Raw genomic sequence first — 13,686 nt, 5'->3', positions numbered from 1 at the left:
GGAGTTTACGCAATGAGCAAGATTGCCAACGTACAGGCCTTTGAAGTCATGGATTCCCGGGGCAATCCGACGGTCATGGCCGAGGTGACTCTGGCCGGTGGCGCAGTCGGTGTGGCCTGCGCGCCCTCCGGTGCCTCGACCGGCTCCCGGGAGGCACTGGAGTTGCGCGATGGCGACAGCCAGCGCTACCTCGGCAAGGGCGTATTGAAGGCGGTCGGGCACGTCAATGGTCCCATCCGGGAACTGTTGCTGGGGCGCGACCCGGCGCAGCAACGCGAGCTGGACGCGGCCATGATCGAAGCCGATGGCACCGACAACAAGGCGCACTTTGGCGCCAACGCCATTCTCGCGGTATCCCTGGCAGCGGCCAAGGCCGCGGCGACGTCCCGCAAGATCCCTTTGTACCAGCACATCGCCGAGCTCAATGGCACTGCTGCACTCAGCATGCCGGTGCCGATGATGAACATCCTCAACGGCGGCGAGCACGCCGACAACAACGTCGATATCCAGGAGTTCATGGTGCAGCCGGTGGCCGCGCCGACCTTTGCCGAAGCACTGCGCGCTGGCGCCGAGATCTTCCAGCATTTGAAAAAAGTGTTGGCGTCACGGGGCCTCAGCACCGCCGTGGGCGACGAGGGCGGTTTTGCGCCCAATCTGCCATCCAATGAAGCGGCGCTGGAAGTGATCGCGGTGGCGGTCGACAAGGCAGGCTACACGCTCGGCCGCGACATCACCCTGGCCCTGGACTGCGCTGCTTCCGAATTCTACCGCGACGGTGTCTACGACCTCGCCGGCGAGGGCAAGCGCTTCAGCAGCGAGGAATTCACCGACTACCTGGCCGACCTCGCCGCCGGCCACCCGATTGTCTCTATTGAGGACGGCCTCGACGAATCCGACTGGGACGGCTGGAAGCTGCTGACCGACAAGATCGGTGACCGGGTGCAGCTGGTGGGCGACGACCTGTTTGTGACCAATACGCGGATCCTCAAGCAGGGCATTGAACGCGGTGTGGCCAACTCCATCCTGATCAAGTTCAACCAGATTGGCACCCTGTCCGAGACCCTGGACGCCATTGCCATGGCCCGGGAAGCCGGGTATACCGCGGTGATTTCCCATCGCTCCGGGGAAACCGAAGATACCACGATTGCCGATCTGGCCGTGGCGACAGCCGCCGGCCAGATCAAGACCGGCTCCCTGTGCCGCTCCGATCGGGTTGCCAAGTACAATCGCCTGCTGCGCATTGAAGCGGAGCTGGGCGGCCGCGTGTCTTACCGTGGCCTCGCCGAGATCGCAGGCCGGCGCTAGGTCAAGCCCGGGGACCCTGGCCGCCTCCGCCCATGAAATACCTGCTGCTTGCACTCGTTGCCTTGCTGGGCGTACTGCAATACCGACTCTGGATTGCCGAGGGCAGCCTCGCGGAAAAACACCGGCTGCAACGGCAGGTCGAGGAGCAGCAGGCCTTCAATCGCGAACTGGAAGCACGCAACGCGGTGCTGGAACGGGAAGTGCTGGATCTGCAGACTGGTAACGAGGGTCTGGAGCAGCGGGCCCGGGAACAACTTGGCCTGGTGCGCGAAGGCGAAATTTTCTACCAGTTCGTCCTCGAGCCGGACCGCCCCGCAGCCTCGGTGGGCAGCGATCATAGCCGTGCCGTGGATGCAGCAAAGGCGATCGTGATCCCTGCCTTGCCGGACACGGAAAGCGAGACTGAATGAAGCCCGGGGCGCGCTGCTGGGGAGTGATACCGGCCGCCGGAATCGGCGCCAGAATGGCGACCGGGCAACCCAAGCAATATCTCGAGATTGCCGGCAAGAGCCTGTTGCAGCACAGTCTCGATGCCCTGTTGGCCATTGCCGCGGTCGAGGCCGTCGTGGTCGCCCTGGGCGCAGGCGACATGTGGGCGCCCCTGCTCCCGTGCTCCCGGGTGCGGTTGACGGTGGGCGGTGCCCGGCGCGCGGATTCGGTATTGGCCGCATTGCGCGCTCTGCAAGAAATTGCACATGAAGATGATTGGGTCCTGGTGCACGACGCCGCCCGTCCCTGCCTGTTACCGGCGGACGGCGAGCGCCTGGTGGCGGCGGTGCTGACGAGCGGCAGTGGCGCGCTGCTGGCGGAGCCGGTGGTGGATACCATCAAGCGGGTTGCCGCCGACGGGCGGGTGCTGGGTACCCTGGACCGCAGTGAACTCTGGCGGGCGCAGACTCCGCAGATGTTCCGGCTCGGTGAATTGGCCGCTGCGCTCGACCGGGCACTGCGCGCGGGGGTTCCCATCACCGATGAGGCCTCGGCGATGGAGTGGGCGGGTCACCCGGTGGCGGTAGTGCCGGGTTCGACCCGCAATCTCAAGGTGACGGTGCCGGATGATCTGGCACTGGCGGCCTTCTACCTCGGTCAGTCGATAACAGGATAGCGGGCATGCGCATTGGACACGGTTATGATGTACACCGGTTTGGCCCTGGTAACGAGGTCATCCTGGGTGGTGTGGCCATTGCCCACAGCCATGGTCTGGTGGCCCATTCGGATGGCGATGTGCTGGTGCACGCCCTCTGCGATGCGCTGCTGGGTGCCATCGGGCGCGGGGATATCGGCCGCCACTTCCCCGATACGGACCCGGCCCTGGCCGGCCTCGACAGCCGCCTGATGTTGCGCAAGGTCGTAGAGCAGGTACATTCCGGCGGTTGGGCGCTGGCTAACATGGATGCCACCCTGATCGCCGAGGCCCCGCGGATGGCACCGCATGTCGCGGCCATGCGCACGAACCTGGCCCGGGACCTGCGGGTAACAGAGAGCCAGGTCAACGTGAAGGCAACGACGACCGAAAAGCTGGGCTTTACCGGTCGCGGTGAAGGCATAGCTGCACACGCGGTGGTGCTGCTGGTTGCCGAGGCCCTGTGATCGCGCCGCGGCCTCGTGTGGCGCCGGATCTGCCGGTGAGTGCCTTCATCCGCAGTACGCCGGAGGACTTTGTGGTCCGGGAGCAGCTCGGCTTCGAAGCGGATGGCAGTGGTGAGCATGTATTCCTGCACCTGCAGAAACGCGGCCTCAACACCCAGGATCTGCTGCAGCGGGTCTCGGCCCTGAGTGGCATTCATTTGCGCGATATTGGCTACAGTGGCCTCAAGGACCGGCGAGCGATCACCAGCCAATGGGTCAGCGTGCGCATGGCGGGCAAGCCGGAGCCGGATTGGCAGCGCCTGGCGGTGCCGGGGGAGGTCGAGGTGCTGGACTGTCGGCGCCACTCGCGCAAACTCAAGCGCGGCGTCCACCGCAGCAACCGCTTCGAACTGCGGTTGCGCAGGCTGGAGGGGGATATCGACGCCCTGCAGGTCCGCCTGCAGCAGCTCTCGCAGCAGGGTGTACCCAATTACTTTGGCGAGCAGCGCTTCGGCCACGGCGGCGCCACGCTGGCGCAGGCGCGGCAGTGGCAGGAACGCGGCGCGCGCAAGCTGTCCCACAGCAAGCGCGGCCTGCTGCTGTCTGCCCTGCGCGGGCATTTGTTCAACCGGCTGTTGGCACAGCGGGTAGAGGAGGGCAGCTGGAACCGTCTGCTGCCAGGAGATGTTGGCATGTTGCAGGGATCCCGCAGCCTGTTTTCCTGTCCGGAAGTGACTGCGGAGCTGGTCGCCAGAGTCGCGGCGGGGGATGTACACCCGGGTCTGCCACTCTGGGGTCGGGGCGAGGTACTGCAGGGTGAGGCACGGCTGATCAGGCAGGAAACAATCCTGGCGCCGGAAGCGGTGCTGTGCCGGTTTCTGGAGGAGGCGGGGTTGACCCTCGCTTACCGCCCTGCGCGACTGCTGGCGGATGACTTTTGCTGGCGGTTTTGTGATGATGGCGCGCTGCTGCTGGGATTCAGTTTACCTCCCGGGAGCTACGCGACCGCGGTGCTGGCGGAACTGGCGGATTATCGGGAAGCGCATGGGGAGAGTAGGAACAGCAGTGAATAGTGTGGACTTGAACGGCATCGGCATGACCTCCCAGCGTACCCGCGAGCGTTTGGTCCAGCGCCTGGTGGAACAGGGTATCGGCAGTCAGCGTGTGCTCGATGTCATGCGTACCACCCCCCGGCATCTGTTCCTCGATGAAGCCATGGCGCACCGGGCCTACGAGGACACGTCCCTGCCTATCGGCTTTCAGCAGACCCTGTCCCAGCCCTATATCGTTGCCCGCATGACCGAGCTTTTGCTGGAGCAGGGTCCTCGCAGCCGCGTTCTGGAAGTCGGTACCGGCTCCGGCTACCAGACTGCCGTGCTCGCCCAGCTGGTAGAGCAGGTGTGGAGCGTGGAGCGGATCAAGCCCCTGCTGGACAAGGCACGCCAGCGCCTGCGGCAGCTGAAATTGCGCAACGTCACCCTGCGCCATGCCGATGGCAGCATGGGCTGGGAGGATGCGGGCCCGTTTGACGGGATTCTCAGTACCGCAGCGCCAGAGCGCATTCCCGAGGAGCTGCTGCGGCAACTCGCACCCGGAGGCTGTCTGGTCATTCCCGTGGGTGGCGCCAGCCAGCACCTGCAAGTGGTCACCCGCAGCAGCGAGGGCTTCGACACCCGTATCGTGGAGGCCGTGCGCTTTGTGCCCCTGCGCCCGGGCACGGTGAAGTAGTGACGCCCCTGGGGGTTTACCTGCGGGGTGTACTGATGGGCGCCGCGGATATCGTCCCCGGGGTGTCCGGCGGCACCATGGCGTTCATAACCGGTATTTACGACCGCCTGCTGGCCAGTATCCGGTCTTTCGACCTGCGCTGCCTGCGGCTGCTGTGGCAGCGGCGCTTTCGCGATGCCTGGCGACATGTGGACGGCGGTTTCCTGCTGGCGCTGGTGCTGGGCATCTTCACCAGCATTCTGTCCCTGGCACGCCTGCTCTCGTGGCTACTGGCGGAATACCCGGTCCCATTGTGGGCGTTCTTTTTTGGCCTGATCCTGGCCTCGGCGCTGGTGTTGCTGCGCCAGGTTCCCCACTGGACACCGCCGCGGGCGGTCTGCCTGCTGGTGGGGCTCCTGCTGGCTGCTGGCATCGCCCTGTCTCCGGTCGTGGCCATGGCGCCGGGGCTGCCCGGTATTTTCGTGGCCGGTTTTATTGCCATTTGCGCGATGATACTGCCGGGGATTTCAGGGAGCTTCATTCTCATTTTGCTGGGCATGTACGGCCCGGTCCTCGGCGCGGTTAAAAATCTGCAGCTGGACGTGATGGCCGTATTTGCCCTCGGTGCCGGCTTGGGGTTGATGTGTTTTTCGCGGCTATTGCACTGGCTTTTGCAGCGTTTTCACGTCGCCACCATGGCGTTGCTGACCGGCTTTCTGTTCGGTTCACTGCTGGTGGTCTGGCCCTGGAAGCACGCTCTCGACTGGGTGCTGGGCAGTGACGGAGAGTTGCGCCCGGCCCAGCAGGTACCGGTCTGGCCCTGGCAGTTTGCCGCTGAACCCCAGCTGCCTCTCTGCGTGGCACTGATGGTCACGGGTTTTGTCCTGGTGTGGCTGGTGGAACGGAGGTGGGGTGGTGGCTGAGCAGATTGCAGTGCTCAGTGCCGACAGGGGCGCTGCCCGATTAGCGGTGATACCGCTGCTGCTGGCCCTGGTCATGCTGCTGGCGGCCTGCGCCGGCGGCCACCGCGCGCCGATCGAGGACCGGCATGCGCGCGCCGCGAGCGCAGTGCCGGCAGCCAATGTCCATGTCGTGCAGCGCGGCGACACCCTCTATTCCATTGCCTTTCGGTTTGGCCTGGATTACCGGGACGTGGCGGCAGCCAACGGCATCGGGGCACCCTATACCATCTATCCCGGCCAGCGCCTGACCCTGATAGGCGGTCAGGCGTCCGGTTATGCTGCCAGCCCCCAGCCGGCCCCGGCCGCCACGTCGGCGTCACGGTCGACGCCGGTTTCGCCTCCGCCGGCTACAGTTGCCCGCCCCGATCCGGTCCCGGAACCCGTGGTCACACCACCGTCATCCGTCCCTGCCATAAAAGTAATGCCGGCGGCACCCGTGCCTGCGACGCCAGCGCCCAGGCCACCCCTGGGTCCGGTGACTTCCTGGCGCTGGCCAGCCTCGGGGCCCGTTACCAGGGGCTACTCGGCGACGGTGCACAAAGGCATCGATATCGGCGGCCAGCGCGGTGATGCGGTGCTGGCAGTGGCGGCGGGCGAGGTGGTGTACGCCGGTACCGGCATCGTCGGCTTTGGTGAGCTGCTGATCATCAAACACGATGACGTGTACCTCAGCGCCTACGGCCACAACGATCGCCTGTTGGTTACCGAGGGCACACGGGTCAGCGCTGGGCAGCGGATTGCGGAGAAGGGCAGCAGCGGCACCGATACCGTGAAACTGCACTTCGAGATCCGCCAGGAAGGCCGGCCTGTCGATCCGCTGCGGCTGTTGCCGCCGAGGTAGGTCGGGCCGCTTGGGTCGGGCCGCTTGGGTCGGGCCGCGCAGGTCGGGCCGCGCAGGTCGGGCCGCGCAGGTCGGGCCGCCCTGACCAGCGCACGTGGCGTCTTGTGCTGAACATTCTCCTTGGGGTAATCTGATCTACCGGTCCGTATACGCTCAGCAGTCAAACGCGGAAGTGAGGTATAGCCATGGATGTGGACACAAGAAAAACAAGCCCCAGGCGGATGATTGCGGGGGGCGGGTCCAGCTCAGCGAATCCGCGCGACGTGCACGCCCGGCAGCATCACGAAGAGCTACCTGACGCAGACGCAGAGGTGGAGCAGTCCCTCCCGGACAGCGACGAAGAGGCCGAGCAGGAGGCATTTGACCGCGCCCGGTCCGCTCGCAGCGTGGAAAAATCCCTGGATGCTACCCAGCTCTACCTGAATGAAATAGGTTTTTCACCCCTGCTGACCGCCGACGAGGAGAAGCACTATGCCCGCCTGGCGATCAAGGGGGATGAGGCCGCCAGGCGGCGGATGATCGAGAGCAACCTGCGCCTGGTAGTAAAAATTTCCCGGCGCTATATCAATCGCGGCTTGACCCTGCTGGACCTGATCGAAGAGGGCAACCTGGGCCTGATCCGTGCGGTGGAAAAGTTCGACCCCGAGCGCGGTTTCCGCTTTTCCACCTACGCCACCTGGTGGATCCGCCAGACCGTCGAGCGGGCGATCATGAACCAGACCCGTACCATTCGCCTCCCCATCCATGTGGTCAAGGAACTCAATGTCTATCTGCGTGCCGCGCGCGAGCTGACCCAGAAGCTGGACCACGAACCCAGCGCGGAAGAAATCGCGCAGATGCTGGACAAGCCGGCAGAGGATGTGAAGCGCCTGTTGGGTCTGAACGAGCGGGTTACCTCGATCGATGTGCCGGTGGGGCCGGAGTCGGACAAGGCGGTGCTGGAAACCATCGCCGATCTCGGCGGCAACGACCCTTCCCAGCTGCTGCAGGACAGCGATATTCGTGACAGTATCAGTCACTGGCTGGATGAGTTGTCGGAGAAACAGCGGGAAGTGGTGTCGCGGCGTTTCGGGCTCAGGGGACACGAAAGCAGCACCCTGGAAGAAGTGGGGCGGGAAATCGGCCTGACCCGGGAGCGGGTGCGGCAGATTCAGGTCGAGGCCCTGCGTCGCCTGCGCCAGATCATGGAGACCGAGGGCCTGACCGGAGATTCCCTGTTCAGCTGAGCCTGCTTCCTGAGGGGCTGCTAACGCTCCAGCAGGGCCAGTTTGTTGGGCTTGTTGGCCCACTCTTCGGCATCCGGCAACGGTGGCTTCATCTCGGTGATGTTGGGCCAGATTTCCGCCAGCTCCGCGTTCAGTTCCAGGAAGACCTGCTGGTCTTCCGGCAGCTCGTCCTCGGAGAAAATCGCATCCACTGGGCATTCCGGCTCGCACAGGGCGCAGTCAATACACTCGTCAGGGTGAATGACCAGGAAATTCGGGCCCTCGTAGAAGCAATCTACCGGGCAGACCTCGACACAGTCCGTGTGCTTGCACTTGATACACTGTTCACCAACAACAAAAGTCATGCCAATCCTGCCTCATCTGCCCGCGGGCCTGTTCGAAGGTGGGGAAGTTTAACCGCTGCGGGATGAGTTTTAAAGTGCTTCAGAGGTCTTGCTGCAGTGGTCTTGGCAAAGGTGGCTTTCGACACCTCAAGCCTCTGGTCCGGCCGCCTGCAGCAGCTCAATGGCCTGTTCGTAGTCAAAGCGGAGGATATGGCGCAACAGTTGCTCGGCTGGCACGGCACCCAGCAGGGCCTGTAGCAGGGGTGCCTCCTCCCGGACCAGCTGTGTTGCCAGGATATCACCGATACGCAGGTACTCCTGCAGCCGCTGCAGTACCTCGGGGCCGCGGGCACGATCAATGTCGGTTGCGTCCTGGTCGATCCCGCTGCCTGGGGCTGGCGGTTTGCTGGCGGGTCCGGCGGCGGGTGTGTCGGCGAGCCCTGCGCCGTAGCGGAAGGGCAGCCACTGGAGGAGTTTCTGGAACAGGTCTTCGGGCTCGACCGGTTTCGGAATGAAATCATTCATGCCGGCCTCAAGGCAGGCCCGGCGGTCATCGTCGAAGGCATTGGCGGTCATGGCCAGGATCGGGGTCTGTTCCCAGCCTGCCAGGCCGCGCAGGGCACGGGTCGCCTGCAGTCCGTCGATGTTGGGCATCTGCAGGTCCATCAATACCAGATCATAGTCACGGTGAGCGGCCATTTCCAGCACTTCCACTCCGTCTTCCGCGGCGTCGACAGTCAGGCCGACGCTGTGCAGCAGCTCCATGGCGACTTCGCGGTTGATCACATTGTCCTCTGCCAGCAGCAGCCTCGCGCCGGCGCGGGTTTGTCGCAGCAGCTCCTCGGTGTCCCCGGCTTTGTTTTCGGTCTCGGGCAGAATGCCGTGCCCCCGTTGCAGCCGGGCGGTAAACCAGAAGGTGCTGCCTGTGCCGGGCGTGCTCTCTGCCCCGGCCTCACCGCCCATCAACTCGGCCAGGCGCCGGGTGATCACCAGGCCCAGCCCCGTGCCTCCATACTGCCGCGTCGTGGACAGGTCGGCCTGCTCAAAGGCCTGGAACAATCGTTCCAGGCGGTCCGCTGGAATGCCGATGCCGCTGTCCTCGACTTCGAAACGTACCAGCAGATCCGTACCAGTTTCCTCCAGCAGGCGCGCTCGCAGACTGACGCCGCCCTGGTCAGTGAATTTGATCGCATTGCCAGCCAGGTTCAGCAGGGCCTGGCGCAGCCGCACCATGTCTCCGCGCAGCCAGGTCGGTACCGAGTCCATGTCGATATCAATCGTCAGCCCCTTGTCGTTCGCTGCCTCACGGAGTATCGAGGCAACGTGATCCAGCACTGTCGTCAGGGTAAAATCGCGATGTTCCAGCTCCACTTTGCCGGCCTCGATCTTGGAAATGTCGAGGATGTCGTTGATGATGGAGAGCAAGTGGCGGCCAGCGCTGTCGATCTTGCGCAGCCGGTCCCGATTGCCCGCCGTGGCCTCGGCGCGCAACAGGTGGGTCAGGCCGAGGATCGCGTTCAGCGGCGTGCGGATTTCGTGGCTCATGTTGGCCAGGAAGGTGCTCTTGGCCTGGTTCGCGGCCTCGGCATGCCGGCGTGCCTCCTCCAGCTGGTGAGTGCGCTCGTCCACCAGCTCTTCCAGATGGTGACGGTGGTTGTCCAGCTCTCTTGCCAGGCGCTTTTTCTCGGTAATGTCCTCCTTGATCGCGACATAGTGGGTGACCGTGCCATCGGCCTGCCGCAGCGGCGTGACGAACGCATATTCGGTGTATTCCTCGCCACTCTTTTTACGGTTGTAGAATTCGCCTTTCCAGGTTTCGCCGCGGGCCAGGGTCGCCCACAGGGTGTCGTAATTGCCGGGTGGCGTACGCCCTGACTGGAGCACCCGGGGGTTTTGCCCCGCGACCTCTGACGGAGTGTAGCCGGTGACGCGGGTAAAGGCGGCGTTGACGTATTCGATCTCTGCCTCGGCATTGGTGATGACGATGCTCTCGGGGCTCTGCTCCACTGCGAGGGCGAGCTTGCGCAGCGAATCAAGACTGCGCTGGCGCTGAACCAGACGCCAGATGTCGTTACTCAGCAGTTGTACCGTTTCGACATCCAATGCCGTGTAGTCGCTGTCCTTGTTGCCGACCCCCGTTAGCATGACCACTTTGCCGTCTTCGAAAACGGGTACCGAAATCATGCGATCGAGCTGCGCATGTCCGTCCGGCAAGCCCCTTTTCCCCGGATAGCCTGCGTAGTCGTTGATCACCACGGGCTGGCGCTGGCGCAGGGCATCTGCCCAGACGCCGGCCTCACTGACGGGGTAGTGTGTGTCATGCACCACGGTGCAGTAGTGCTCGATAGTGCGTCGCGACCAGGTCACCAGCTCAATGGTCTGTTCGTCATCGTTGACAAAATGGATAAAGGATATCCGGCTGTTGGTGAGATCCTCGGCCAGCTCCTGTGCATATTGCATGAAACCCTTTTCACTGAGGTTGTTGCGGGCCTCGGGCAACAGGAGCTGGGCTCCGGTCCGGCGATGCAGTGACTTGGCAAGGCTTTCAGCCTCTTTGCGGGCAGTGATCTCCAGATGTGTACCGGCTACCCAGCGAGGCTTGCCGTCGGCCGTACGGTCCACCAGGCGTCCTCGGTCCAGGACCCACACCCAGTGACCTGCCTTGTGCCGCATACGAACTTCGTTGTCGTAAAACTCCACCTCACCCCGGAAATGTTGTTCAAAGAGTTGATCCGAGTGTTCCAGATCTTCCGGATGGGCCAGTCTTTGCCAGGTCTCGATCGAGAGCGGTTCGAGTTCTTCCAGTGTGTAGCCGATAAATCGTGCCCACTGGTCGTTCACGTGAATTTCACCGGTCTGGACGTTCCACTCCCAGGTCCCCACGCCTGTTCCCCAGATTACATTGGCGAGGCGCTGGCGCTCCCACTCCAGGTTCACACTGCCCTGCTCGGCCTTCTTTCGGGCTTCGACTGCATCTTCTGTCAAGTTGAGAGTGGCGAGTCGCGCCCGTTCCGAGGCCTCGATCCACGCCGCCTGCTCCTGTTGCTGCTGCTGGAGGTTGACGGTCAGTGCCAGCTCGGCCTTTTTGCGAGCGCTGATATCGTGAATGATGTAAAGGTAATCGTTGTCCCGGTAGCGCAAGGGGCCACTGAACACCTCGACATCCGCGCAGGAGCCATCGGCCCGACGGTGACGAAATTCAAAGTAATTGCGCTGCTGTGCCCTGGCCAGCGCCAGCTCTTCATTTACCTCTTCCGGGGTCTGTGTGTTGATGTCCTGAATCTTCATCTGCAGCAGCTGTTCCCGGGACCAGCCGTAGAAGTGTTCTGCTGCGGGGTTCGCATCCATGATGGCGCCGCTGTCGGGATTGAGTACCAGCATGACCGAGTAATTGTTTTCGAACAGGCTGTAAGAGCGTGCCTTTTCTGCCTGCAGTTTTTCCCTCTCGTGCAATCCCCGCATCTGCCGCACGAACAGCAGACCCAGGGCAACGGTAAAAAGGGGCAGGATGGTGATGACTGGCAGGGAGATGGTTGCCAGTACGGTGCGCACCAGCTCCCGCGGCATCAGCAGTATCAGTACCAGCATGATGGTGTGAACCACTATGCCCAGCCCGAGGAGGGTCTGCCAGTGCACACTGTACAGTGGTTGCCGGAGGGCAAAACGCCGCCAGCACAAGCCGACGATTCCCGAGCTGAGGATTATCGCCACACCCGCCAGGGCCCCGCTGCCACCAAGTGCCCAGCGATAGCCCCCGCTCAACAGCATGGCAATGGCCGTTGGCAGCGGCCCCAGGAATACCCCGCTGATGGCCAGCAGCACCGAGCGGGCATCGAACATCACGCCCGGGTAAAGTCTCGCGCTGAGCTTGATAAGCAGGATGGCAATGGCACCGGTCAGCAGTCCAGCTACAATGGCGCGGCCGAAACCGCCACGGCCAGCGGTAGCCGGAGTCACCAGCTCCAGTATCTGTACGAGGCCCAGCAGCAGGATGCCGTTGAGCAACAGGGCTAGCGAGATTTCATCGGGTGCCAGGAAAGTCATGTCCTGTCCTCCGGGTAGCGAGCCTGCAGCGCATCGTCGATGGCAGCCAGATCATAGGGAGGTGCAACGCCGAGCTGCTGGCTCAGGTGGTTGATTTCCCGTTTCAGGGCAATCATTGCCAACTCCCGGTCAACCATGAGGCGGTTGAATCGCTCCAGTTCCTGGTTATGGGCGACGAGCCTGGCCTCCGCCTGCATGCGTGCGGTGACATCCAGGGCTAGAACGAGCTCAGCCCGGCGCCCGTCGACGATCATTCCGCTGGCGCGTATGTCGACATCAATGCAGCGACCATCCCGGGTCAGGTGCCGGCACAAGCCTGCGTCATCAAAGCCCGTGGTGACGGCTGCAATGTTTGACCGCGGTCGCGGCCGGTCTTCCGCAGGGCGTAGCTCGGTAATCTGCATGTCGAGGAACTCTTCCCGGCTATAACCGTAGTGTCTGATGGCAGCGTCGTTTACCTCCAGGAAGCGCAGCGTGTCCAGGTCATAGACCCACATCGGAATCGGGCTGGCGGCGAACATTTCGCGGTGGCTGCGTTCACTAAGCTCTAGTTGCGCCTGGCTTGCTGCCCTCTGTTGCCTCGCTTCTACGGCTTCATCAAACATTGAGAGCAGACGTTTGTAATTGCGCCCAAGCACCAGGAAAAACAGGGCCGTCAACAGAGTGGTGGTACTGCCTGCAGCCAGCACCCACTCCGGCGTCCGGGTCTGGTGCCGGGCCACAAAGCGCGGCAGCGCCTCGGCGGATATGGTCCAGGTGCGCCCCGCCAGTGGCAGATCGGACTGGCGCTGGTACTGCGTGTCTGAATCCACGGTAAATTCCGGCGATCGGTATACCCTGTGTGCTGCCCCAGGGGTACTGGTGTCAGAAATCGCGATGGCGACTTCCGAGTCGAAGTACGGCAGCTTGGAGCCCAGCGCGGACTCGACGGCACTATTGACATGAATGCCCATGAACACCCAGCCGCAGACCAGGGGCAGTGTCGTCCTCGCCGGATCGGACTCCGAGGAGGTGCAGTAGTCTGGAAGATACAGGACCAGGCCGCCCTCGCCCTTGTCGTCGCTTTCACTCAGAAGCGTCAACGGTGGCGTCATGCTGACATCGCCACTCTCGGCTGCCTGCCGAAGAGCCGCGGCGCGGACCGGGTCGCTGAGCGGGTCAAACCCCAGCGACCGCCTGTTGTCGGGGCTGGACGGCTCAACGTACAACAGCGGCGCGTAGTCAGCGCGATCCGATGGCGGCCATACCCTGTATTCCGCAAGGCCTCCAGCACGTACCCGGTCAACATGCGCGGCCAGCTTCGAAGCCGACACCGCGACGACGTATCCTACAGCCTGCACCCCGGGCAGATGGCGGGATAGTTGCATGGTAGCGACATAATCGTGGAACTCGGTGCGCGTGACCTGTTCGTTGCCGCCGAACAGGCCGGCGATGCCGCGCAGTGCGAGGATGTGGATATCGATCTGGTGTTCCAGCGTGCCCACCAGTTCCTGAAAGTGGGCATCGAAACGCAGTTCAACGTTGCTGCGATTGGCGCGCTCCGCCCACTGCCAGCCGGCGGCTGTGATGATCGCGCCTGTAAACAACGCGATGAAGGGCAGGACGGTCAACAGGCCCAGTACCCGGGAGCGGGTGCTGGCTTTGGCTGTGGGAGAATCCTGTGCAACGCTGGTAGGCATCAATGGCGCACTCCAGTGGCCGGTTCGCGT

12 protein-coding genes are annotated in these 13,686 nt (G+C 63.5%); 9 read left to right on the top strand and 3 right to left on the bottom strand.

What is annotated here, in order from left to right:
* Positions 1–12 precede the first annotated feature (12 nt).
* From eno to rpoS, 9 genes are all read left to right on the top strand, one after another.
* Complete coding sequence (gene eno / locus RLO07_RS04420; protein ID WP_462290920.1) at positions 13–1,305, top strand: phosphopyruvate hydratase; 1,293 nt, start codon at positions 13–15, stop codon at positions 1,303–1,305.
* Between the two features lie 32 nt (positions 1,306–1,337).
* Positions 1,338–1,715, top strand: coding sequence for a cell division protein FtsB (ftsB, locus tag RLO07_RS04415; protein WP_462290919.1), 378 nt, complete (start codon positions 1,338–1,340; stop codon positions 1,713–1,715).
* Positions 1,712–2,410: a 2-C-methyl-D-erythritol 4-phosphate cytidylyltransferase gene (ispD, locus tag RLO07_RS04410; RefSeq protein WP_462290918.1), complete on the top strand. Its 699-nt coding sequence runs from the start codon at positions 1,712–1,714 to the stop codon at positions 2,408–2,410. The genes ftsB and ispD overlap by 4 nt, the downstream gene beginning before the upstream one ends.
* A 5-nt stretch (positions 2,411–2,415) precedes the next feature.
* Positions 2,416–2,895, top strand: a complete 480-nt coding sequence (gene ispF, locus RLO07_RS04405) for a 2-C-methyl-D-erythritol 2,4-cyclodiphosphate synthase (protein WP_462290917.1) — start codon at positions 2,416–2,418, stop codon at positions 2,893–2,895.
* A 35-nt stretch (positions 2,896–2,930) separates the two neighbouring features.
* The gene (gene truD, locus RLO07_RS04400; protein ID WP_462290916.1) at positions 2,931–3,947 is read left to right on the top strand and encodes a tRNA pseudouridine(13) synthase TruD; all 1,017 of its coding nucleotides are present in this window, start codon (positions 2,931–2,933) and stop codon (positions 3,945–3,947) included.
* The gene (locus RLO07_RS04395; RefSeq protein WP_462290915.1) at positions 3,940–4,602 is read left to right on the top strand and encodes a protein-L-isoaspartate(D-aspartate) O-methyltransferase; all 663 of its coding nucleotides are present in this window, start codon (positions 3,940–3,942) and stop codon (positions 4,600–4,602) included. The genes truD and RLO07_RS04395 overlap by 8 nt, the downstream gene beginning before the upstream one ends.
* Positions 4,602–5,504 (top strand): DUF368 domain-containing protein, encoded by a 903-nt coding sequence (locus RLO07_RS04390; RefSeq protein ID WP_462290914.1) that lies wholly within the window; start codon positions 4,602–4,604, stop codon positions 5,502–5,504. The genes RLO07_RS04395 and RLO07_RS04390 overlap by 1 nt, the downstream gene beginning before the upstream one ends.
* Positions 5,497–6,384, top strand: a complete 888-nt coding sequence (locus RLO07_RS04385) for a peptidoglycan DD-metalloendopeptidase family protein (protein WP_462290913.1) — start codon at positions 5,497–5,499, stop codon at positions 6,382–6,384. The genes RLO07_RS04390 and RLO07_RS04385 overlap by 8 nt, the downstream gene beginning before the upstream one ends.
* Positions 6,385–6,605: 221 nt before the next feature.
* Positions 6,606–7,610: an RNA polymerase sigma factor RpoS gene (gene rpoS / locus RLO07_RS04380; protein ID WP_462291022.1), complete on the top strand. Its 1,005-nt coding sequence runs from the start codon at positions 6,606–6,608 to the stop codon at positions 7,608–7,610.
* A gap of 20 nt (positions 7,611–7,630) precedes the next feature.
* Here rpoS and fdxA read toward each other — a convergent pair whose 3' ends face one another.
* The 3 genes from fdxA to RLO07_RS04365 form a co-directional block, all read right to left on the bottom strand.
* On the bottom strand, positions 7,631–7,954 hold the full coding sequence (gene fdxA, locus RLO07_RS04375; RefSeq protein ID WP_462290912.1) for a ferredoxin FdxA: 324 nt from the start codon (positions 7,952–7,954) through the stop codon (positions 7,631–7,633).
* 126 nt (positions 7,955–8,080) lie between these two features.
* Positions 8,081–11,977, bottom strand: coding sequence for a PAS domain S-box protein (locus RLO07_RS04370; RefSeq protein ID WP_462290911.1), 3,897 nt, complete (start codon positions 11,975–11,977; stop codon positions 8,081–8,083).
* Positions 11,974–13,656, bottom strand: coding sequence for a CHASE domain-containing protein (locus RLO07_RS04365; protein ID WP_462290910.1), 1,683 nt, complete (start codon positions 13,654–13,656; stop codon positions 11,974–11,976). Before RLO07_RS04365 ends, RLO07_RS04370 begins: the two co-directional genes overlap by 4 nt.
* Between the last annotated feature and the right edge of the window lie 30 nt (positions 13,657–13,686).

The organism is Haliea sp., from assembly GCF_040221975.1.
Lineage (GTDB): Bacteria > Pseudomonadota > Gammaproteobacteria > Pseudomonadales > Halieaceae > Haliea.
The sequence above is the reverse complement of the archived record's forward strand: the minus strand, read 5'-3'. Positions and strand labels throughout refer to the sequence as shown.